Genomic DNA, 22470 nt, shown 5'->3' with positions numbered 1-22470 from the left:
TTCCAAGCAAATGCTACGTCAATGCTTTCGCGTCAGCTCGCGCGTCGCCTTGTCGAGGCCTTCGAGTGTCAGCGGGTACATGCGGTCGTTCATCAGCTGTTTGATCAGCTTCACCGACTGGGTGTAGCCCCAATGCGCCTCGGGTACCGGGTTCAGCCACACCGCGGCGGGATAGACATGGGTGATGCGCTGGAGCCAGACCGCGCCCGATTCCTCGTTGAAATGTTCGACGCTGCCGCCCGGATGGGTGATTTCATAGGCGCTCATCGACGCGTCGCCGACGAAGATCACTTTGTAATCATGGCCATATTTGTGGAGGATGTCCCACATCTGGTGGCGTTCGGACCAGCGGCGCTTATTGTCTTTCCACACCCCTTCATAGGGGCAATTGTGGAAGTAGAAAAATTCGAGATTCTTGAATTCGGTCGTCGCGGCGCTGAACAGTTCCTCGCACAGCTTGATGAACGGATCCATCGAGCCACCGACGTCGAGGAACAGCAGCAATTTGACCGCGTTGCGCCGCTCGGGACGCATCTGGATGTCGAGCCAACCCTGGCGTGCGGTGCCGTCGATCGTGCCGGGGATATCGAGTTCGTCGGCCGCACCCTCGCGCGCGAATTTCCTGAGGCGGCGCAGCGCGATCTTGATGTTGCGGGTGCCGAGTTCCTTGGTGTTGTCGAGATTGGCGAACTCGCGCTTTTCCCAGACCTTCAGCGCGCGCTTGTGCTTGCTTTCGCCGCCGATCCGCACGCCCTCGGGATTATAGCCCGAATTGCCGAAGGGCGAGGTGCCGCCGGTGCCGATCCACTTGTTGCCGCCCTCGTGGCGCTTCTGCTGTTCCTCGAGCCGCTCTTTCAGAGTCTCCATGATCTTGTCCCAGTCGCCGAGCGATTCGATCGCGGCCATTTCCTCGGGGGTCAGGAATTTTTCGGCGACCGCGCGCAGCCAGTCGGCGGGGACGTCGACCGGGTTCTGGCCATAGTCGGTGAGCAGGCCCTTGAAGACCTTGTTGAACACCTGGTCGAAACGGTCGAGCAGGCCTTCGTCCTTCACGTAAATCGCGCGAGACAGATAATAGAATTGCTCGGGGCTGCGATCGATCGCCTCGCGGTCGAGCGCCTCCAGGAGGAGCAGATGCTCTTTCATGCTCACGGGGATGCCCGCCGAGCGGAGTTCTTCGAGGAAGCCGAACAGCATGGCTATGGCCTATCGCGTCGTGAAGGCGGGCGCAACTGCTTTACGTAAACGGAAAGCGTGCGGCGTCGGGAAAGGGAAATGGCGGAAAACTGCGCAACTTCACTCTCGAATGGCGTCAGCGCGACGGATTGGTCGCTGGCATAAAGCCACAAAAGCCCCGCATGAACGCGCCGAAAGTGAGGCCTTTGTGGCCCTAAGGAGACAAAGGATACGGACGTGCGAGTTCGGAATGTCTCCTTTGTCGCGTTAAGGCGGGGGTGTCGGGAGGTTTGGGAAATGGGAGGCGGGTTGCGAGGCCGGGTCATTCGACAGGGTAGATCATGGCGGGATTTATTAGGAAAGCGGTTTTTTATGGGGGTTGGCGCAAATGGCCGCTAACGACCGAGTAGCGGACATTGACCGCACTGCAGACTTCGGCGACTGTGAAGCATGTTCTGGTTGAAAGCATACAATCGACGTGAAAGCCTTTCGGACGCTCAATTGGAGAGACTGCTGTCGGAATTGAAGGACCAAGTGGAGCGGTATCGCGTCGCAATCCGCAACTACCCTCCAGACCGGATGGAGCAGCACGGCCAGCCGTTTCTCGATGGCCTCGAAGGACGGGTGACGGAGGTAACGCGGCTAATGAACGATCGAGCTACACCCAAGAACTGACGTCCGCTTTCCACCCCAAAGCCGACCTTCTCCCCGCTTCCCATTGACCCCGCGTTAACCATTATCGGTCATCACCTGCGGATTATTCCGAACGTGGGTGGCGCAATGAAATTCGAGTCCATAAATCCGGCGGCTCCGATCCTCGACCAATCGGTCGCGGGGGACTGCGGCGAGCTTGCCGTCGGGTGCAGCGAGGCCGCGGGGCGGATCAAGCGCTCGACCGACCAGATGGACCGGCAGATCGCCGAACTCGGACGGCTCGAGGAGTTCGTCGTCAGCCTCGAGGCCGACCAGCGCCAGATCGCCGATTCGACCGACGAAGCGAAAATCCTGTCGGCGCGTGCGTGCGAACAGCTCGACAGCGGCGCCGAGCGCGTCAATGCGGCGGTCACCGAATTCCGCTCGGTCATCGACCTCGTCGCGCGGCTGGGCACGCATGTCACCAATTTCGCCGCGGTAATGGCGCAGGTGCAGCAGGTCAGCCAGTCGATCGAACAGATCGCCAAGACCACCAACATGCTGGCGCTCAACGCCGCGATCGAGGCCGAACGCGCCGGCGATGCCGGGCGCACCTTTGCCGTCGTCGCCGCCGAGGTGAAGAAGCTGGCGCAGAACACGCGCAGCGCCACCGACGAAATCCGCCGCAGCATCGGCAGCCTCGCCGCCGAGGCGGGCGGGCTGGTCACCGAAATCCAGTCGGGGGTCGAACAGTCGAGCCGCGCCGAGGCGCAGTTCGAGACGATCACCGATGCGCTGCATGACGCGACGCATCTTGTCGCGCTGCTCGACGACCAGAGCGACCGCATCGCGCAGTCGAGCGCGATGGTCCATGCCAATGGCGCCAAGGTTCGCGACGCGGTCGACCGCGTCGTCGCCTCGGTCCGCGACAATAGCGCGACGTTGGACGGCACGCGCGATTCGATCCTGAAGATGGAAAATGTGTCGAACCGCATGTTCAACGCGGTGATCTCTGCCGGCGTGTCGCCGAAGGATTCGGCCGTGGTCGAACTCGCGTCGCGCGTGCGCGACCAGTTTGTCGCGATCGCCGAGCTGGCGGTCGCCAAGGGCGAGCTGTCGATGGAGCAATTGTTCGACACCGATTATGTGCGTGTTCCGAGGTCGAACCCCGAACGCTTCCGCACCAGCCTGTGCGACTGGGCCGACAGGAATTGGCGGCCGCTGTTCGACCATATCGTGAGCAACCATCCCGAGGTAAAAATGTCCTCGGCGGGCGACATGAACGGCTTTTTGCCGACGCATATCACCGACTGCTCGCGCGCGCCGACGGGCGATGTCGTCCATGACACCGCGCATTGCCGCAACGGTCGCATCCTGTTCGACGACACCGACAAGGCGGCGAAGAAGAGCAAGGCGCCCTTCTTCATGGCGGTTTATCGCCAGGAAGGCGACGGCACCAATTATGTCACGGTGCGCAACGTCTATATGCCGGTGGTGATCAACGGTCGCCGCTGGGGCGACGTCGAGGTCGCGTACCAGCTCTGATTTTGATCCTCCTTGTCGCGAAGCGATGGGGAGGTGGCAGCGGCGGAGCCGCTGACGGAGGGGCGATGGAGCTACCGTCGCGGCCCCTCCACCACTCGCTTCGCGAGCGGTCCTCCTCCCCATGGCTTCGCCACAGGGAGGATCTTTTGACTCAGCTGCCCTGACGCCGCGCCATAAACGCCAGCTTTTCGAACAGCATCACGTCCTGCTCATTCTTGAGCAGCGCGCCGTGGAGCGGCGGGATCGCCTTGCCGACGTCGCGGTTCTGCAGCACTTCGAGCGGCATGTCTTCGGCGAGCAGCAGCTTGAGCCAGTCGATCAGCTCGCTGGTCGAGGGCTTTTTCTTGAGCCCCGGCACGTCGCGGACTTCATAGAAGATATCCATCGCGCGGCTGACCAGCGTCTTCTGGATGCCGGGGAAGTGGACCTCGACGATCGACGCCATGGTGTCGCGGTCGGGGAATTTGATATAGTGGAAGAAACAGCGGCGCAGGAAGGCGTCGGGCAGTTCCTTTTCATTGTTCGAGGTGATGACGACGATCGGGCGCTCCTTCGCGGTGATCGTCTCGTCGGTCTCGTACACATGGAACGCCATGCGATCGAGTTCCTGGAGCAGGTCGTTCGGAAATTCGATGTCGGCCTTGTCGATCTCGTCGATCAGCAGCACGGGCAGCTTGGGCGAGGTGAAGGCCTCCCACAATTTGCCCTTGCGGATGTAATTGCGGATGTCGTGGACGCGCTCTTCGCCGAGCTGGCCGTCGCGCAGGCGCGCGACCGCGTCATATTCATAAAGGCCCTGCTGCGCCTTGGTGGTCGACTTGATGTTCCAGGTGATCAGCGGCGCGTCGAAGGCCTGGGCGATCTGTTCGGCGAGCACGGTCTTGCCGGTGCCGGGTTCGCCCTTCACGAGCAGCGGACGCCGCAGCAGCGTCGCGGCGTTGACCGCGACCTTGAGGTCGTCGGTTGCGATATAGGCGCTGGTTCCTTCGAAGCGCATGGCGGCTCGCCTTTCCCTTAACGTGAACGTCAAGCGGGCATAGCGAGGGCAGGGGGAGGGCGCAAGCGCGCCTGACGAGGCGTCAGTTAAATGGCGCGGCTGGCCGCGCGGGCTTCGAGCAGGTCCCAGAGGCCGCTGTGCTGCGCGATGAGCTGCTGCGCGCCGAACACGAGCGCGCGTTCGGCGGCGGGCGTGTCGGCGACGGCGCCGGCAAGGCGGGCGGTTTCGCGCAGGTCGGGCAGGGTGCAGCGCGGCGGCGTCATGTCGAGCCGCTGCGCGCTGATGTCGAGCAGCACGCGGATCGTGCGCCAGTCGAGCGTCAGTGCGATGGCGGCGCCGACGGCGCAGCCGTGGCGGTCCGATTCGGCGAGCATGTCGAGCGCCTTGCGCTGCGCGGCGACGGCGGCCTCGCACTGGTCCTGGCCCTGGGTGCTCGGCACCGGGCCGACCGCGGCGGCGACCTTCGACAGGAAGGCGCGTTCCTCGACGAAGGCCTCGGCGGCTTCTTCCATCCAGCCGCGCGACACGGGATCGACGGCCTTGCGCGCGGCAAGGTCGATCACGCCCGGGTGGCGGCCGTGGAGCAGGCAGAGGAAGTGGACCGCGTCGGCGAGGTTGCGCATCGCGTCGGGGCCGTTCGACAGCCCGCCGCTGCGCACATGGCGATGCGCGCCGGTGCCGTCGCTGGCGACCAGCGCGTCGAGCATCTCGGCGACGCTGCGCGTCTGCGTCTGGAACTGGGGCGATTGGCTCAACGCTGCATCCTTGCGGGCCGGCAACAAGGGGCTGCCGAAGCTCATCCGCGAGTCATAGCGCAACGTCGTAAACACCCCGTTTATAAGCGGACGACCAAGTGATCGCAGCCTGTCTCAGGCAGGGACAAAAGTGGCAGGCAGCGACAAAAAGAGACCGGCAAGCGGGGGATGCTTGCCGGTCCCTGTTGCGGCACGGTCGGCCCGTGGGGCCGGGGCCGTGCGGATCGATGCGCGGGCGGGCGCGGGGGAGAGGGAGTGTCCGCCCTGGCGCCGATCAAGCGGCGAGCGCGAATTCCTTGCTTTCTTCCTTTGCCGGCTGGGCGGTCGCGACGGCGGGGGCGATCGCGGCAGGCTGGGCAGCGGCCTTCTTCGCGGGGAAGATCAGGCGCGAGGCGAACACGACCGCGCCGAGACCGAAGTAGACCGCAAAGGTCTGGAAGGGGAAGAAGAAGAGCGGGGCGATGAAGGCGATACGCAGCCACGTCGGGTTGATCCCGAAATCCTGACCCACGGCCTCGCAAATCCCGAACATGGTGTCGCGGCGGCGGAAGAGATTGGTGGTTTCACTGTCCATTTTCTGCGTCTTTCCTGGTGGTCCGCGGGGTCCGTTCCGCGTTCATGTCCATTGCTTAGCAACGGGCGTGCCAATTCCTGTCTTTGCTTGTTTTGCTTGGGTTTCGGGATAGGGTGCCCGATGTCCTCACCATGTTCGTTCGAATCCATTCCCATCAGTTGGGAATATCCGCCATTTGACGGTATCCGGCTGAACGGCGGCTGAAGGCCGCTGCCTGCCGTGCGGACGCTATCTGGCGGCAGAAGATGAAGATTTTAAGAGGATGGCGAAAATAATTGTGCAGCGCAGCAATCAGGCTTTGCGCAGGCTTTCGCGCCACAACCGCTTGTGGTTGCGCTCGATGCGCAGATATTCCCAAAAGGTCGGGGTGGTGAAATGGCGCTCGGCCCTCTGCGCCGTCGCGGCGGCGGCATGCGCGTCCCAGTCGGCGAGCAGCGCCGCAAAGGCCTCGGGCAATTCTTCGCGCACCCTGTCGTTGGTGCGGCGGATCGTGTCGGCGAGTTTGGGCTGGAAGTCGATGTCGACCGCGCGCTTGTAAAGGACGGCGCCGGTGTCGATGCCCTTGTCGATGCGGTGGATCGTATAGCCGGTCTGCTTGCGGCCGAAATAGATCGGCCAGATCACGCTCTGCGCGCCCGGATATTCGGGCAGCAGCTCGCCATGAAAATTGATGAAGCCCTGTTTCGGCACCGTGAAAACGCGCGAGGCGATATAGCTGTTGCCCGTCGAGATGCCGATGTCGGGGGCGTAGTGCTGGAGCGCCGCGACGGTTTCGTCGCAATTGACGCGCGGCACGGTGACGATCGGGATGTCATGCGCCTTGGCGACCTCGCGCGCGTCGGTGCGCATGTCATGGCCGAACCATTTGCGCATCCGGATACCGTTGAGCGCGCCGAGCAGGCCGATTTTCCAGATCTTCTGCAGCATCTTCTTGCGGCTGCGTTTGGCGACTACGCTCTCGGAGACGATCAGGCAGGCGATCTCGACCTGCGGCACGCGGGTCAGTCGGTCGAGCACCACGCCCGCGCCGCCGACCGGGCCGCTGGTCATCAGGGCGACGCGCAAGGTCATGCCTCGCGGAACCCCCGCGCCCACACCATCAGTTCGTGGAGCGGCCAGTGGAATTCGAGCTGGTGGCGCGGGATGTCCATCACGTCGGTCGCACCGGGGCGGACGGCGCCGCGCACCGCGCTGAAATTGCTGGTGAAGCCCGCGTCGGCAATCGCGGCGCGGCCGGCATCGTCGATGTCGGTCGCGGTGCCATAGGGCCAGGCGAAGCTGTCGCAGGGCTGGCCGACGTGGCGCTCGATGATCGCCCTGGCACCCGCGACTTCGTCGGCGAGGCGCACGGGATCGCCCGAGATTTTCGAGAGGCGCGCGTGGGTGCGCGTGTGGCAGCCGATTTCGCCGATGCCGGCGGCGGCGGCCTTCGCCTGCGGCCAGTCGAGCGTGCGAACCCGCGCGCGATAGGCGGGCATATGCGCGAAATAGCTGTTCAGCGTCTCGGGATCGGCGTCGATCAGGTCGGTCGCGACGAACATGGTGTAGGGGACGCGCTCCTCCTCCATCACCGGGCCGCCATCCTCATAAACGCTGGCGAAGCCGTCGTCGAAGCTCAGGTGAAAGAAGCGCCCGTCGGAGGCTTTGCCGTCGGCGATGATTGCGCGGAGCGTCGGGGTGTCGACGAACTCGCCCTCCTGCTTTGCGGCCTTCAGAAAGGCACGGAAGGTCGGCACCGTGTCGGAAAAGACCGCGTGAGAGTAGAGGCAGCGGACGAAGGGGGCGGTTTGCGGTCCCTGCTGCATCGCCGCCAGGCGAATCCGCGCCGCGCGCGCGGCGCTGCGCGCTCTGGCACGCCAGCCGGTGAGGGGCGCCCAGGCTTCGGCGGCGGTTTCGGCAAAGGTCGGCGCGGAGGGCATCGTCATTGGCAATGGCAAATCCGTGGGCGCCGCACAAAGACTTTGTCGCGGCCTGGCGCGAATGTGCGCAACTACGGGCCGACCTTGGCGTCGGTGGCGCCGCTATGCCGCGCTCACCAGGGGTCTTGCCGGAGCGCCATCGACTGCAGGGTCTCGAGCCGTTCGGGCGAGCACCATATGCTCTTGCCCGCGCCAAGTTCGTCCTGCGATCGCTGCATGGAAAAACCATGGAAAAATCCGATCGCGGCCAGTTGGTCCTGATCGAATCTCTTGCTTCGGCGAACGCCGGCCATGAAGTGCAGGTAGCTGCCATTCTCCCACTCGGCGTTACAGCCTTCGAGCATCCCGCTCAGCACGCCGCGCTCGACTGCGCGCCGCGCCACGTCGCGGGAGAGGATAAAATCCTCGGTCGGCTCATCGGCTTTCATCACGATCAGGCCGAGCCGCACGATCTCCGCGCGGGCTTCGCTTTCGACATCGAAGGCCGATGTCGCTGCGGGCGAAGCCAGCAACGACAGGCCGACGATGCCGGTCGCGATCTGCCTCACTGATCGAGGAACGACCGCATCTTGCGCGACCGGCTCGGGTGCTTGAGCTTGCGCAGCGCCTTGGCCTCGATCTGGCGGATACGTTCGCGAGTCACGCTGAACTGCTGGCCGACTTCCTCGAGCGTGTGGTCGGTGTTCATGCCGATGCCGAAGCGCATGCGCAGCACGCGTTCCTCGCGCGGAGTCAGCGACGCGAGGACACGGGTGACCGTTTCCTTGAGGTTCGACTGCACCGCGGCGTCGACCGGGATGACCGCGTTCTTGTCCTCGATGAAATCGCCGAGGTGGCTGTCTTCCTCGTCGCCGATCGGCGTTTCGAGGGAGATCGGCTCCTTGGCGATCTTCATCACCTTGCGGACCTTTTCGAGCGGCATCGACAGACGCTCGGCCATTTCCTCGGGCGTCGGCTCGCGGCCGCTTTCGTGGAGGAACTGGCGGCTGCAACGGACCAGCTTGTTGATCGTCTCGATCATATGGACCGGGATGCGGATCGTGCGCGCCTGGTCGGCGATCGAGCGGGTGATCGCCTGGCGAATCCACCAGGTGGCATAGGTGCTGAACTTGTAGCCGCGGCGATACTCGAATTTGTCGACGGCCTTCATCAGGCCGATATTGCCTTCCTGAATGAGGTCGAGGAACTGCAGGCCGCGGTTCGTGTATTTCTTGGCGATCGAGATCACGAGGCGCAGGTTCGCCTCGACCATTTCCTTCTTGGCGATGCGCGCCTCGCGCTCGCCCTTCTGGACCATGTTCACGACGCGGCGGAATTCGGTCAGGCTCATGCCTGCCGCCTGCGCGATTTCGCTGATCTCGATGCGGATGCGGTCGACCGCGCCGGCCTCATTCTCGGCGAAAGCGGCCCATTTCTTGTCGATCGAAGCGACCGCGTCGAGCCAGGTTTCCTCGAGCTCGCGCCCGACATAATTGTCGAGGAACGACTTGCGCGGCACCTTGTGGCGCTCGGCAAGGCGCAGCATCTGGCCGCCGAGCGCGGTCAGGCGGCGGTTGTAGCTGTAGAGCTGGTCGACCAGATATTCGATCTTGGTGCCGTGGAACTGCACGCTTTCGACCTGTGCGGTGAGTTCTTCGCGCAGCTTGTGATATTTCTTTTCCGAAGCCGCGGGGAAATCATCGCCCGACGACAGCGCTTCGAGACGGGTTTCCTGCAGCTTCGAAAAGGCCTTGAAGCTCTTGGTGATGTTGGCGAATTTCTCAAGCGCGTCGGGCTTGAGCAATTCTTCCATCGCCGCGAGGCTGAGGGTGTTGTCTTCCTCATCCTCTTCGAAGCTCTCGCGCTTGCCCGACGAGCCTTCGCCATCCTCGTCGTCGCCGTCGGCCGAGGGTTCTTCCTCGACCTCGTCCTCGTCCTTGAACGAGACGCCGGCGGTCTTTTCGCTGATCTCGCCGTCGTCCTCGGCGCCTTCCTCGTCCATATTCTCGGGCGCGGGGTCCTTCGACAGCATCGCTTCGAGATCGACGATCTCGCGCAGCTGCATGTCGCCATTGTTGAGCGCGTTCGACCATTCGATGATCGCGTTGAAGGTCAGCGGGCTTTCGCACAGCCCGAGGATCATCGTGTCGCGGCCCGCCTCGATGCGCTTCGCGATCGCGATTTCGCCTTCGCGGCTGAGCAGTTCGACCGCGCCCATTTCGCGCAGGTACATGCGAACGGGATCGTCGGTGCGATCGACCGTTTCCTTCTTCTTTTCGATCGCGGGGTTCGACAGCGACCCGGTGCCGGCGCTGACATCGACCTCGTCGTCGCTTTCCTGCTCGGCTTCTTCCTGGACGTCCTCGTCGCTTTCGACGATGTTGATGCCCATGTCGGAGATCGCCGACATGATGTCCTCGATCTGCTCCGACGACATCTCGTCCTGCGGCAGCGCCGCGTTGAGCTCGTCGACGGTCAGGTAACCGCGCTTCTTGCCGCGCGCGATCAGCTTTTTGACGTCGGCCTCGTTGAGGTCGATCAGCGGGCCGTCGATGTCGGCGTCGGTTTCGCTATTCTTGGTGGCCATTTGGGTTCCTGCCTAGGGCGTCTAAATCATTCGAACCTGGGGCTGTCTTCGGACAGCGCGGCCAGGCGGCGGGTCAAATCCTCGTCCATCGCACGCAGTTTCTGCTGCCGTGCCAGACCTTCGTCGTCCATCGTGCGCTGGAAATCCGCAGTCGCCTCGGCAAGCCGGGCGCGGATTTCGGGCTGCGTCACGAGCACGCCGATATATTCATCAAGGTCGCGAAGCGCGGTTTCCCGCGCCGCATCGGCCCCATCCTTGCTGTCCAGCCTGCGATTGAACGAGAAGTGCATTCCATCGGCTCTGAGCAATGTCGTCGCCCTATTATACACTTTCATTGGCTCCAATATGGCAAGCAAGCCCTCAGTATCAAGCCCTTCTTGCCGCATTGCCGTGTCAAGCATTACGCCGAGCAGTTCGGCGTCGCCCGGATCGGCGACCGCGAGCCGGCACAGCGCCTCCTCGTGACGGCGGAGCGCGACGGGATAACGTAGCAGTCCGCCGATCAGCGCGCCGGCAAAATGCCCACCGATGCCGATCTGGCCAATGCTGCGCGCTTCGTCGACGGGCGGTTGCAGCCGCGGGTCGGGCGCGAAGCGGCGGCCCGCGCCGCGCGGGCCCTGCGGCGCCCAGGGAACGCGCGGCCCGCGCTCGGGCTGTTTGCGCGCGAACAGGCCGTCGAGCCGCTCGCGAAACGCTTCGCGATAATGGTGGCGGACGTCGGCATCCTCGATCGCATCGGCGTGGGCGAGCAGCCGCGTCTTGAGCGCGGCGCGCTCCTCGGGCGTGGCGAGCGGGCCGGCGGCGACCTCATGCGCCCACAGGCGTTCGACGAGCGGCTCGGCCGCTTCGAGGACTTCGACGAAGCCCGCAGCGCCGCGCGCGCGAACCAGATCGTCGGGGTCCTGACCCGCAGGCAGCGTCGCGAAGGCGAGGCTGAAGCCGGGGCGGAGCAGGGGTAGCGCGCGGCTCGCGGCGCGCATCGCGGCCTTCTGCCCTGCGGCGTCGCCGTCGAAGCAGAGGACGGGAACGGAGACCATGCGCCAGATCATGCCGAGCTGGTTCTCGGTCAGTGCGGTGCCGAGCGGCGCAACCGCGTCGGCGATTCCCGCCTCGGCGAGCGCGATGACGTCCATATAGCCCTCGACGACGATGATCCGGTTCGTCTGGCGCGAGGCGGGCGACGCCTTGTCGAGATTGTAGAGCGTGCGCCCCTTGTCGAAGAGCGGGGTGTCGGGCGAGTTCAGATATTTGGGCTCGCCGTCGCCGAGGATGCGGCCGCCGAACGCGATCACCCGACCGCGCGCGTCGCGGATCGGGATCATCAGGCGTCCACGAAAGCGGTCGTAGGGTTCCTTGTCGTCGACCGCGATGAGCATGCCCGATTCGACGAGCATCGCGGTCGGGAATTTCTTGAGCGCTTCCTTCAGCGCGCTTCGGCTTTCGGGGGCGAGGCCGAAACCGAAGGCCTTGCGCGTCGCTTCGGAGATGCCGCGCTTTTCCAGATAGGCGCGCGCGGGGGCGCCGTTGCTGCTGCCGAGTTGCTGGGTGAACCAGTCGGCGGCCGCCTGCGTCACGTCGCGCAGGCTCGCCTGCTCCTCGGCCTTTTTCGCGGCGCGCGGGTCGGCGGCGGGAACCTCCATGCCCGCTTCGCCGGCGAGCTCCTTCACCGCATCCATGAACGACAGGCCGCGCTGGTCGGTCATCCAGCGGATCGCATCGCCATGCGCGCTGCAGCCGAAGCAATTGCCGGTCAGAATATTGTCGTCGAGCGCGAAGGCATGATGGCGTGGCACCTCGGCGCAATATACCGTTTCGATGCGATCGGTGGGCTCGACTGAGCGCACGACCCAACGCAGGCGGTCAAACTTCTTCGTGCGGGCCGTAAACCTCTGCCGTGCAGTATCGAGCAGGAACAGCTCGTCCGACAAGGTCGAGGTAACGAAATGGATGCGGTGTAGCGGGCTTGGCGCGGATCCATAGCCTTTGCGCATAAGGGTCGTGCGACCATAGGTGGTTATGCCGAGCGCCGTCGCGATATCGCGGACGGCCTCTAGATGGCCGGCAGATGACGAATTGAGGATGACCGTGCCGTCTTTCGCCACATGTCCATCCGCAGCCAGATACCCCGCCAGAAAGCCTAGGAGATAGGCCGGCGATCGGTCGGCGCCGGGGAGCATTTTCATGTGGGAAAACGCGCGCCCGCCATAGATGCGCAGGTAAAGCGCGCCACCCTTGCGCTGGCGAACATGGTGTTCCTGGCCGGGAAACCAGCGGCGTAATTGGGCATCCTTCTCGCCATGAAGGTTCAAGGTGCCGTAAACGCCCCTGTCCATGGTGCCATCGCCGAAAACTATTCCGTGCCGCACCCCTTCCGGATCGAGTGTCCAATCAGACCGTTTTTCTGGAAGGGCCGATTCAAGCGCGTATCCGGCGCGTAGTTCCTCGGTCGTATAGGAACGGGTCCGGCTGTTAACGAACCAGCGGTGGCCCGACGTGGCGTAAACTTCTTTGCGAACGCCGTTACGCGAGAGTTCGATTTTCCAAAGCTGCTGTTCGCCATAGGATCTAAAAGGAGCGGCAATCCATTCTCCACCGCGCGACAGGACGCGAACGGTTCTGTCGACGAGCTTCGCGATGGGTAACCGGCCATTTTCGGTCATGACCAAGGTGTCCGCTGCCAAGCAGTGGTAAAAGCCCTTTTCGTCGTTGATCGTGAAGCTGGGCGTCTTTTCGTTATGGAAGGGGCAGCACGCCTTATATTCGCGGCCGGCACGCGTCACCTTCACCGTGCGACCGATCAGGGTCGACAGCGTGATGCGCGCGCGCAGTTCGTCCAGCCATTGCGGGGTAAGCGCCATAGTCCGGATATGCCTACCCCTGCGCCCGCCCGCAAGCGGGCGAGGCGACGGGATTTAGCTCAAGGCCGCCTTAACCCAGCCGCTCGCCTTGCTCATGTCGAGTTCCGATCCGTGGCGGTCCTTCACTGCGGCCATGACCTTGCCCATATCCTTCAGGCTCGACGCGCCGAGTTCGGCCGCGATCGCCTTGATCGCCGCCTGCGCTTCGTCGTCCGAAAGCTGCGCGGGCAGGAAATCCTCGATCACCACGACCTCGGCCGCCTCGATGTCGGCGAGTTCCTGGCGGCCGCCCTGTTCGTACATGGCGATCGACTCGCGGCGCTGCTTGACCATCTTCTGCAGCACGTCGGTGACCAGCACATTGTCGTCGGCCGGCGCGGTGCCGGTGCGCAGTTCAATGTCCTTGTCCTTGATCTTGGCCAGCATCAGCCGGATGGTGCCGAGCCGCGCCTTGTCGCCGGCTTTCATCGCGGCGACCTGCGCAGCCTTGATGTCGTCACGAATCATGCGTGTCCCCATGCGCTGCAAATTTCGGAAAGGCCCTCTCTAGCGGCAAGTTTCCGAATCCGATAGCTTGTGAATCACTTTTTTGCCTCCTACTTGGTCGGCCGTTTAGCCCCCCGTCCGGAGCATGTTGAATGGCACCAGCCACCCCCCCAGAGGCGCCTAAAGTCGCGTCCAAAACGCCTCCTGCCGGCGCCACCGGCGTCCTCGTCCTTGCCGACGGGACGATCCTGTGGGGGCTGGGCTATGGCGCCGCGGGTGCGGGTGTGGGCGAGATTTGTTTCAACACCGCGATGACCGGCTATCAGGAAATCCTGACCGACCCCAGCTATGCCGGGCAGATCATCACCTTCACCTTCCCGCACATCGGCAATGTCGGTGCGAACCCCGAGGATATGGAGCGCGAGAAGCGCGCCGCGATCGGCTGCATCACGCGCGAACTGCCGACGAGCCCAAGCAGTTTCCGCAGCGTGCAGACGCTGCCCGACTGGATGAAGGCGCAGGGGCTGATCGGGCTCGCAGGGATCGACACGCGCGCGCTGACCCGCCGCATCCGCGACGCGGGCGCGCCGACCGGGGTCGTCGCGCATGCCCCCGACGGCCAGTTCGACATCGACCGGCTGCTGCTGCTGGCGCAGGGCTGGCCGGGGCTCGAGGGCATGGACCTCGCCAAGACGGTGACGCGCGAACGGCAGGGCAGCTGGGACGCGGGCGTGTGGCACCTGGGCTCGGGTTATGAGGCGTCGGCGCACAAGCGCGAGGGCGATCCGGCGCCGCATGTCGTCGCGGTCGATTATGGCGCGAAGGATAATATCTTCCGCAACCTGGTGAAGGCCGGGGCGCGCGTGACGGTGGTGCCTGCGAAGACCAGCCTCGACGACATCATGGCGCTGCGCCCCGCGGGTGTCTTCCTGTCGAACGGCCCGGGCGACCCCGCGGCGACGGGCGAATATGCCGTGCCGGTGATCAAGGGGTTGCTCGAACGCAAGGTCCCGATCTTCGGCATCTGCCTCGGCCACCAGTTGCTCGGGATCGCGGCGGGCGCGAAGACGGTGAAGATGCATCAGGGCCATCGCGGCGCGAACCATCCGGTGCAGCGCGTCGGCGGTGACTTCGACGACGGCGTGGTCGAGATCACGAGCATGAACCACGGCTTCGCGGTCGACACCGCGTCGCTGCCCAAGGGCGTGGTCGAGACGCACCGCAGCCTGTTCGACGGATCGAACTGCGGCATCGCGATCACCGGCAAGAACGCCTTCAGCGTGCAATATCACCCCGAGGCGAGCCCGGGGCCGCAGGACAGCTTTTATCTGTTCGAGAAGTTCGTGGGCGGTATCTCGCGGGGGGAAGGCGCATGATGCGCAAGGTCGCGCTCGCATTGCTGGCGCCGGCGATCGCCTTGGCTGCCCCGGCCGCTGCGCAGGACAAGCTCAAGAGCTTCGTTCCCGACAGCGCCACGACCGTGACCACGTCGTTCGACTGCAAGCAGAAATATCTGACCATCATCTGGTTCCGGGGTTACAGCGACCCGGACGTCTTGCAGGCGGGCAGGGCGGCCGCGGCGACCTATGGCCTTCCCGGCGCGCTGATGAACGGCGATGGCGACACCAATGCCTTCTACATCCGCGCGGTCGATGTGCGCGACATGTCGGGTCTGCTGCGGTCGATCAAGCAGCTCAAAAATACGAACGGCATGCGGATCGGATATATCCCGCTGGAAGATCGCTACTCGACGATCGATGAGCAGCAGGATGCGATGGACGACTCGCCGCCGGAATCCATCGTCGAGCTGGGCGGCGAGACATGTTAGGCGGTGCGCCTGTTACCGACCAGCTCGACGCGCTGGCCGCCGATGCCGCGGCGCATCCCGAGCGCTGGGGCAACGGCGTGCGGCTCAACATCACCTGCGCGCGGCGGCTGCCCTATGAGGCGGTGCAACTTGCCGGCGCGCGCGGCTTTGCCGAAGCGCGCGGGGTCGGGCGGCATCATCTGATCTTCGAATATGAGGATGTCGTGCCCGACGCGGTATGGGTCGCAGCGACCGCGCGCCCAGTGCTCGACTTCATCGCCGAGGTCGGCGGGACCGACCCGCAGATCGGCGTCGATCGGAATGTGCAGTGAGCGACTTGACCATTGGGGGTGACACCGATCGCTGGATGCTCATGAGCCGGGAATCGGCCGACGGTTACCCGCTGATCGTGCGTGCGCGAGTCAACAACGACTTCATCATCGACTTTGAGACGACCAATGCTGTGTCGGCGGTGATTTGCGATTTGAACCCCGACCAGATCCAAGACAATGGCATGCCAACGTCTCCTGCCCTGACAGGCCTGCAAAACCTTGAAGACCTGCTGATTTCGTCGCTCTCTTCTCTCCAAGGTCGTTGCTTTCACACGGCCAGCGTAACAGGGGACGGGCGACGTGTTCTGTACTTTGCGCATGGGCGAGGGGCGCCAATCTCCGAGCTGATCGACGATATCGATACGGACATTGTCGGCATCGAAGTCACTTCGGATTTTGCTCTTTCAACCTACCGTGAGTTCATCACCCCCACACCACTGGATACGCAGCTAGACGGGGACCGACAGGTTGTCAGCGCTCTGGAAGAGAATGGCGATCAGCCGGACGTACCTAGAAAGGTTGATTTTTGGTTTTACGGCGACCGGCTCAAACTTCAGCTGTTGGTTGCGAAGCTCGCAAAACTGGGTTTTGAGGTCGATCATTGGCTAAACGATCCTAGTGGGGTGGTCTTGAACCGTTTGATGGCAATTCAGATCGCCGCATTTTACGAGCTTACCCCTCAATTACTCGACTTAGCTCAGGAGAGTGGCGTCGAGTATGATGGTTGGGAAACTTTCGCGGCCACACCCGGCAACAACAGCCCTCGTCGCGAACCACCAGCCAAGCCGCCTTCCTTCCTCAACAAACTATTTGGCGCCAAGAAAAACTGAACCATGCCCAAAAGAACCGACATAAAATCCATCCTCGTCATCGGCGCCGGCCCAATCGTTATCGGCCAGGCGTGCGAGTTCGACTATTCGGGAACGCAGGCGATCAAGGCGTTGAAGGAGGAGGGCTATCGCATCGTCCTCGTCAACTCCAACCCGGCGACGATCATGACCGATCCCGACCTCGCCGACGCCACATATGTCGAGCCGATCACGCCCGAGATCGTCGCGAAGATCATCGCGAAGGAGCGCCCCGATGCGGTGCTGCCGACGATGGGCGGGCAGACCGCGCTCAACACCGCGCTGGCGCTGTTCAACGACGGCACGCTGACGAAATATGGCGTCGAGATGATCGGCGCCGACGCCGAGGCGATCGACAAGGCCGAGGACCGGCAGAAGTTTCGCGACGCGATGGACAAGATCGGGCTCGAGAGCGCGCGCAGCGGCGTCGCGCACACGCTCGACGAGGCGTTCGCGGTGCTCGAACGCACCGGGCTGCCCTCGATCATTCGTCCGTCGTTCACCTTGGGCGGCACCGGCGGCGGCATCGCCTATAACCGCGAGGAATTCGAGCATATCGTCCGCGGCGGCCTGATCGCCTCGCCGACCACCGAGGTCCTGATCGAGGAATCGCTCCTCGGCTGGAAAGAATATGAGATGGAGGTGGTGCGCGACCGCAAGGACAATTGCATCATCATCTGCTCGATCGAGAATGTCGATCCGATGGGCGTGCATACCGGCGACAGCATCACCGTCGCGCCGGCGCTGACGCTGACCGACAAGGAATATCAGATCATGCGCAACGCGAGCATCGCGTGCCTGCGCGAGATCGGGGTCGAGACCGGCGGGTCGAACGTCCAGTTCGCGGTGAACCCCGCCGACGGCCGCCTGATCGTGATCGAGATGAACCCGCGCGTGTCGCGCTCGTCGGCGCTGGCGTCGAAGGCGACGGGCTTCCCGATCGCCAAGGTCGCGGCGAAACTCGCGGTCGGCTATACGCTCGACGAGATCATGAACGACATCACCGGGGTGACCCCGGCGTCGTTCGAACCGACGATCGACTATGTCGTCACCAAGATCCCGCGCTTCGCGTTCGAGAAGTTCAAGGGCGCCGAGGCGACGCTGTCGACCGCGATGAAGTCGGTCGGCGAGGTGATGGCGATCGGCCGCACGATCCATGAAAGCATGCAAAAGGCGCTGCGCGGGCTGGAGACCGGCCTGTCGGGCTTCAACTTCGTCGACCGCCTCGTCGGCGCGAGCCACGACCAGTTGCGCAGCGAACTCGCGAACCGCACCCCCGACCGGCTGCTCAACGCCGCGCAGGCGATCCGCGAAGGGCTGCCGCTCGCCGAGATCAACCGCGTCGCGGGTTACGACATGTGGTTCCTCGAACGCATCGCCGAGATCGTCGCCGCCGAAAATGGCGTGATGGAAAACGGCCTGCCGCGCGACGCCGAGGGGCTGCGCGCGTTGAAGGCGATGGGGTTCAGCGACAAGCGCCTCGCCTATCTCGCACTCAAGTCGGCGCATCTGCGCCCCGGCGCCGCGCGCGCGACCGCGCGCGGTTCGGGTCTGATCCACGAGGCGGTGAAGGCGATGACCGGCGGCGTGACCGAGGCCGAAGTGCGCGCGCTGCGCCACAAGCTCGGCGTGCGCCCGGTGTTCAAGACGATCGACACCTGCGCGGCCGAGTTCCAGGCGCAGACCCCCTATCTCTATTCGACCTATGAGGCGCCGACCTTCGGCACCCCCGAGTGTGAGGCAAACCCGTCCGAGCGGCAGAAGATCGTCATCCTCGGTGGCGGTCCCAACCGCATCGGGCAGGGGATCGAGTTCGACTATTGCTGCTGCCACGCGTGCTTCGCGCTCGAGGATGCGGGCTACGAGACGATCATGATCAACTGCAATCCGGAGACGGTGAGCACCGATTATGACACCTCCGACCGCCTCTATTTCGAACCGCTGACCGCCGAGGATGTGCTCGAAATCCTTGCCGTCGAGCAGTCGAAGGGCACGCTCGTCGGGGTGATCGTCCAGTTCGGCGGCCAGACGCCGCTGAAACTCGCGCAAGCCTTGGCCGAAGCGGGCATCCCGATCCTCGGCACCTCGCCAGACGCGATCGACCTCGCCGAAGACCGCGAGCGCTTCGCGGCGCTGGTCAACAAGCTTGGCCTCAAGCAGCCCGAGAACGGCATCGCGCGCAGCCGCGAGGAAGCCGTCGCGGTCGCGGCACGCATCGGTTACCCGGTGCTGACGCGCCCCTCCTATGTGCTCGGCGGCCGCGCGATGGAGATCGTCGACGATCAGGCGCAGCTCGAAAATTATATCGAGACCGCGGTGCAGGTGTCGGGCGATTCGCCGGTGCTGATCGATCGCTATCTGCGCGACGCGATCGAGGTCGACGTCGACGCGCTGTGCGACGGGACCGATGTGGTCGTCGCGGGCGTGCTCCAGCATATCGAAGAAGCCGGCGTCCATTCGGGCGACAGCGCCTGCTCGATCCCGCCATACAGCCTGTCGGCGGAGATCGTCGCCGAGATCGAGCGTCAGGCCGATGCGCTGGCGCGCGCGCTCGAAGTGCGCGGGCTGATGAACATCCAGTTCGCGGTCAAGGGCGACGAGGTCTATCTGATCGAGGTTAACCCGCGCGCGAGCCGCACCGTGCCTTTCGTCGCGAAAGCCGTCGGCTCGCCGATCGCCAAGATCGCCGCGCGCGTAATGGCGGGCGAGAAGCTGGCCGACCTGCCGAAGATCAACCGCGACATTTCGCATGTCGCGGTGAAGGAGGCGGTCTTCCCCTTCGCGCGTTTCCCCGGCACCGACCCGGTGCTGTCGCCCGAAATGAAGTCCACCGGCGAAGTCATGGGAATCGACAGCAATTTCAACCTCGCCTTTGCCAAGGCCCAGCTCGGCGCCGGCGACCGCCTGCCGACCGACGGCCGGCTGTTCGTGTCGGTCAAGGACAGCGACAAGCCGCGCATCATCGATGCGGTGCGGCAGCTGCGCGCCTGGGGCTGGCGCGTCATCGCGACGGGCGGCACCGCCGACTATCTCGATGCGCAGGGCGTCGCGGTCGAGCGCGTCAACAAGGTCGCCGAAGGGCGCCCGCATATCGTCGACCGGATCAAGGACGGCGATGTGCAGCTGATCTTCAACACCACCGAGGGTTGGCAGTCGCTGCAGGACTCGCAATCGATCCGCGCGTCGGCGCTGGCGGCCGATGTCGCATATTACACGACCGCTGCGGGCAGCGAGGCCGCGACCCATGCGATCGGTGCTCTCCGTGCGCACAGTCTTGAAGTAAAGCCGCTTCAGGACTATTACTGAGGGACCGCTTCACCCCCCGACATCGAAGGCTACAGCGGCTCTGCCGCCCGGCGCTCTCCCGCCGAGGCGGAATTATTGACGAAGGACAACAGGATAATGGCAAGCGTTGAAAAGGTGCCGATGCTGGCAGAAGGCTATGAGAAGCTGAGCTCGCAGCTCACCGCGCTCAAGGCCGAGCGACCGCTGATCGTCGACGCGATCGAGGAAGCGCGCGCGCATGGCGACCTTAGCGAAAATGCCGAATATCACGCCGCCAAGGAACGCCAGGGCCAGGTCGAAGCGACGATCGGCGACCTCGAGGACAAGCTTTCGCGCGCGCAGGTGATCGATCCGACGACGCTGTCGGGCGACCGCATCGTGTTCGGCGCGACCGTCACGCTCGCCGACGAAGACGACAAGCCGCTCAAATACCAGATCGTCGGCCAGGCCGAGGCGGACGCCAAGGACGGCAAGATCAGCTATAACAGCCCGCTCGGCCGTGCGCTGATCGGTCGCCGCGTCGACGACGAGATCGAAGTCACCGTGCCCGCCGGCGACAAATATTATGTGGTGACGAAGATCGAATTCGTCTGACCGGCGCCGCGTCGATGAACGCCGGCCATACCCCCGTGATCAACGGTTATGCGATGGCGTGCGTCGTCATCTTCATATTTCTGGCGATCACGGGTTATGAGCATCAGGCCTTCATCGGCGCCGGTTTCATCCCCGGACGCTTCGGCAGCGAGCTGATCGCGCCGCCGGGCACGATGCTGCCCTTCGTGCTGACGCCGCTGTCGTCGGCCTTCCTGCACGCCGGGGTGCTGCACCTCGTCTTCAACATGATCATGCTGTTGTTCATCGGCCGCCAGCTCGAAGCGCCCTTGGGGTCTTCGGCGACCGCTTTCCTGCTCGTTGCTGGGGCCTATGCCGGCGCGCTTGCGCAATGGATCGCCGATCCCGCGTCGCTGACGATCGTGATCGGCGCGAGCGGGGCGATATCGGCGCTGGTCGCGGTCTATGCACTGATTTTCAGCCGCACGCGCACTGCGGCGATCGGGCCGATTCCGGGCCATTGGGTGCGCGCGCTGTGGCTCGCCGCGGCATGGATCGGGCTGCAATTGCTGATCGGGATCGCGGGCGGCGCCGGGTTCGGCAATGTCGCGATCTGGGCGCATGTCGGCGGCTTCCTCGCCGGCCTTTTGCTCGCGCGCCCGCTGCTGCGCTGGCGCTTCAAGGGGCGTTAGGCGGCTCCTAGCAGCCCGCCCACCAGCAGCATCGCGACGCGCACGTCGATGCCGCAGCCCTCCGCGCGCTTCGCCGCGACGAAATCTTCGATTCCCGCCAGCGGGACGCGGTGGACGATGATATCCTCGCTGTCGACCCCGCCGCCTTCGCCGACCTTGGTCAGCCCCGTCGCGACGAGCAGGGTGAAGCTTTCGCTGACCATGCCGGGCGAGGAATAATATTCGCCGACATTGCGCCAGTGCGCGGCGGCATAGCCCGTTTCCTCGTCGAGTTCGCGCGCAGCGGCGATTTCGGCAGCTTCGCCTGCGGTGTCGTCACCGACCAGCCCGGCGGGCAGTTCGAGGCAGTTCTTGCCCATCGGCACACGATATTGCTCGACCAGGATGACATGGCGGCCGTCGGGGGCATCGTCGATCGCCAGGATCACCGCGGCATGGATGCCGCGCGAGCGCGAGACATATTCCCATGTCCCCTGTTGCTTGACGGTGACGAAGCGGCCTTCCCATTTGGTCTCGACAGGGGTGTCGGGGGCAGGACGGGACATATCATCTCCTTGGGCGGTTTTCGATTTCGGGCGTCGCGATATTGTTTCGCACAAAGCCACGAAGCCACAAAGGGGGATCGGGCGCAACCTGAGGCTACGCATGAAATGCGGCCGAAATTGCAAGGCTATGGGTAAGGAGCCTTCGGCAACGAGCAGCGCCGCTTTGTGGCTTCGTGGCTTTGTGCGAGGTCAATTGGCCCGCGTTTGCGGGCGTATGGCGGTCTTAAATCTCGATCAGGCGGTCGGGCAGTTCATTGGCATTGTCGTCGCCCTTGGGGAAATGTTCGGCGAGGACGATGCCCATCTGGCGCACCGCCTCGGCCATGCCTTCGCCGGGGCGGCCCGCGCGGACATGGTCGATCAGTGCCGCCATGGCGTCACCCCAGACGTCGGGCGAGACCTTCGCCGCGATCGCCTCGTCGGCGACGATGTCGGCGCGATGCTCCTTCAGGCTGACGTAGAGCAATATGCCGGTGCGGCCGAGCGTCTTGGCCTCGGTCCCGACCTTGAACAGGTCGACGGCGCGCGCACGGACGCGGCCCGCCAATATCGCGCGCGGCGTGAGCCACAGGCGCAGCGGTCGCCACAGCAGGATCAGCCACATGCCGATCCATTTGAGCACGCCGATCGCGATCACCGTACCGAGCCATTCGTTCGCGGTGAGGTCATAGCCCCAGCCGCCGGTCAGCCGGTCGTACAGGCCGCGATAGAAATCGGGGAAGAGCGCGATCACCGACATCGCGATAAAGGCGATGACGCTGGCCCAGACGAGCGCGACATCGTCATAATCGTTCGACTGCGCCGCGATGACGGTGACGATCTCGCCGCTCGTATGCGCCTCGGCTGCGGCAACCGCGGCGGTGACGATGTCGTGATCGGCAGCGCCGACGTGGCTGACCT

At 64.3% G+C, this 22470-nt stretch carries 21 protein-coding genes and 1 pseudogene; 9 read left to right on the top strand and 13 right to left on the bottom strand.

Annotated elements, in window-relative coordinates; genetic code table 11:
* Positions 1-18 precede the first annotated feature (18 nt).
* On the bottom strand, positions 19-1197 hold the full coding sequence (locus B1A78_RS06755; protein WP_077146211.1) for a VWA domain-containing protein: 1179 nt from the start codon (positions 1195-1197) through the stop codon (positions 19-21).
* Between the two features lie 429 nt (positions 1198-1626).
* Here B1A78_RS06755 and B1A78_RS06750 point away from each other — a divergent pair, with 429 nt between their 5' ends.
* Together B1A78_RS06750 and B1A78_RS06745 are read left to right on the top strand one after the other, a co-directional pair.
* The gene (locus B1A78_RS06750; protein ID WP_077146210.1) at positions 1627-1851 is read left to right on the top strand and encodes a hypothetical protein; all 225 of its coding nucleotides are present in this window, start codon (positions 1627-1629) and stop codon (positions 1849-1851) included.
* Positions 1852-1956: 105 nt separating this feature from the next.
* Positions 1957-3354 carry a methyl-accepting chemotaxis protein gene (locus B1A78_RS06745; RefSeq protein ID WP_077146209.1) on the top strand — a complete coding sequence of 466 codons (1398 nt, stop codon included), beginning with the start codon at positions 1957-1959 and terminating at the stop codon, positions 3352-3354.
* A gap of 151 nt (positions 3355-3505) precedes the next feature.
* On the opposite strand, the gene B1A78_RS06740 is transcribed toward B1A78_RS06745, so the two are convergent.
* The 10 genes and pseudogenes from B1A78_RS06740 to B1A78_RS06695 all read right to left on the bottom strand — a co-directional run bounded on the left by B1A78_RS06740 (position 3506) and on the right by B1A78_RS06695 (position 13530).
* Complete coding sequence (locus B1A78_RS06740; protein ID WP_077146208.1) at positions 3506-4351, bottom strand: MoxR family ATPase; 846 nt, start codon at positions 4349-4351, stop codon at positions 3506-3508.
* 86 nt (positions 4352-4437) lie between these two features.
* A complete protein-coding gene (locus B1A78_RS06735) occupies positions 4438-5106 on the bottom strand; it encodes a hypothetical protein (protein ID WP_083733917.1) in 669 nt (222 codons plus the stop codon).
* A gap of 274 nt (positions 5107-5380) precedes the next feature.
* Complete coding sequence (locus B1A78_RS06730) at positions 5381-5680, bottom strand: PspC domain-containing protein (protein ID WP_077146207.1); 300 nt, start codon at positions 5678-5680, stop codon at positions 5381-5383.
* 291 nt (positions 5681-5971) lie between these two features.
* A complete protein-coding gene (locus tag B1A78_RS06725) occupies positions 5972-6730 on the bottom strand; it encodes a formyltransferase family protein (RefSeq protein ID WP_218667952.1) in 759 nt (252 codons plus the stop codon).
* 17 nt (positions 6731-6747) lie between these two features.
* Positions 6748-7605 (bottom strand): polysaccharide deacetylase family protein, encoded by an 858-nt coding sequence (locus B1A78_RS06720; protein WP_077146205.1) that lies wholly within the window; start codon positions 7603-7605, stop codon positions 6748-6750.
* A gap of 107 nt (positions 7606-7712) precedes the next feature.
* A complete protein-coding gene (locus B1A78_RS06715; protein ID WP_077146204.1) occupies positions 7713-8147 on the bottom strand; it encodes a hypothetical protein in 435 nt (144 codons plus the stop codon).
* The gene (gene rpoD / locus B1A78_RS06710) at positions 8144-10165 is read right to left on the bottom strand and encodes an RNA polymerase sigma factor RpoD (protein ID WP_077146203.1); all 2022 of its coding nucleotides are present in this window, start codon (positions 10163-10165) and stop codon (positions 8144-8146) included. The genes B1A78_RS06715 and rpoD overlap by 4 nt, the downstream gene beginning before the upstream one ends.
* A gap of 26 nt (positions 10166-10191) precedes the next feature.
* Complete coding sequence (dnaG, locus tag B1A78_RS22065; RefSeq protein WP_372236868.1) at positions 10192-12342, bottom strand: DNA primase; 2151 nt, start codon at positions 12340-12342, stop codon at positions 10192-10194.
* A 504-nt stretch (positions 12343-12846) separates the two neighbouring features.
* Positions 12847-13023 (bottom strand): annotated as a pseudogene (locus B1A78_RS23350) (CHC2 zinc finger domain-containing protein); the annotation flags it as partial.
* A 54-nt stretch (positions 13024-13077) separates the two neighbouring features.
* Positions 13078-13530 (bottom strand): GatB/YqeY domain-containing protein, encoded by a 453-nt coding sequence (locus B1A78_RS06695; protein ID WP_077146202.1) that lies wholly within the window; start codon positions 13528-13530, stop codon positions 13078-13080.
* Positions 13531-13661: 131 nt separating this feature from the next.
* On the opposite strand from B1A78_RS06695, the gene carA reads away from it, so the two are divergent.
* The 7 genes from carA (at position 13662) to B1A78_RS06660 (ending at position 21025) form a co-directional block, all read left to right on the top strand.
* A complete protein-coding gene (carA, locus tag B1A78_RS06690; RefSeq protein ID WP_077146201.1) occupies positions 13662-14885 on the top strand; it encodes a glutamine-hydrolyzing carbamoyl-phosphate synthase small subunit in 1224 nt (407 codons plus the stop codon).
* Positions 14885-15337, top strand: a complete 453-nt coding sequence (locus tag B1A78_RS06685) for a hypothetical protein (protein WP_144037717.1) — start codon at positions 14885-14887, stop codon at positions 15335-15337. The genes carA and B1A78_RS06685 overlap by 1 nt, the downstream gene beginning before the upstream one ends.
* Positions 15331-15648, top strand: a complete 318-nt coding sequence (locus B1A78_RS06680; protein ID WP_077146199.1) for a hypothetical protein — start codon at positions 15331-15333, stop codon at positions 15646-15648. Before B1A78_RS06685 ends, B1A78_RS06680 begins: the two co-directional genes overlap by 7 nt.
* Positions 15645-16478: a ribonuclease E inhibitor RraB gene (locus B1A78_RS06675; protein WP_077146198.1), complete on the top strand. Its 834-nt coding sequence runs from the start codon at positions 15645-15647 to the stop codon at positions 16476-16478. The genes B1A78_RS06680 and B1A78_RS06675 overlap by 4 nt, the downstream gene beginning before the upstream one ends.
* 3 nt (positions 16479-16481) lie before the next feature.
* A complete protein-coding gene (carB, locus tag B1A78_RS06670; protein ID WP_077146197.1) occupies positions 16482-19802 on the top strand; it encodes a carbamoyl-phosphate synthase large subunit in 3321 nt (1106 codons plus the stop codon).
* Between the two features lie 96 nt (positions 19803-19898).
* Positions 19899-20375, top strand: a complete 477-nt coding sequence (gene greA / locus B1A78_RS06665) for a transcription elongation factor GreA (protein ID WP_077146196.1) — start codon at positions 19899-19901, stop codon at positions 20373-20375.
* Between the two features lie 14 nt (positions 20376-20389).
* The gene (locus tag B1A78_RS06660; protein ID WP_077146195.1) at positions 20390-21025 is read left to right on the top strand and encodes a rhomboid family intramembrane serine protease; all 636 of its coding nucleotides are present in this window, start codon (positions 20390-20392) and stop codon (positions 21023-21025) included.
* Here B1A78_RS06660 and B1A78_RS06655 read toward each other — a convergent pair.
* On the bottom strand, positions 21022-21570 hold the full coding sequence (locus B1A78_RS06655) for an NUDIX hydrolase (RefSeq protein WP_077146194.1): 549 nt from the start codon (positions 21568-21570) through the stop codon (positions 21022-21024). The two genes, B1A78_RS06660 and B1A78_RS06655, sit on opposite strands and share 4 nt — an antisense overlap.
* Positions 21571-21793: 223 nt before the next feature.
* Positions 21794-22470, bottom strand: a 677-nt coding sequence (locus B1A78_RS06650) for a TPM domain-containing protein (RefSeq protein WP_256837503.1), incomplete at its 5' end; no start/stop codon positions are given.

It is taken from the genome of Sphingopyxis sp. KK2 (genome assembly GCF_001990265.1).
Classification (GTDB): Bacteria; Pseudomonadota; Alphaproteobacteria; order Sphingomonadales; family Sphingomonadaceae; genus Sphingopyxis.
The sequence above is the reverse complement of the archived record's forward strand: the minus strand, read 5'-3'. Positions and strand labels throughout refer to the sequence as shown.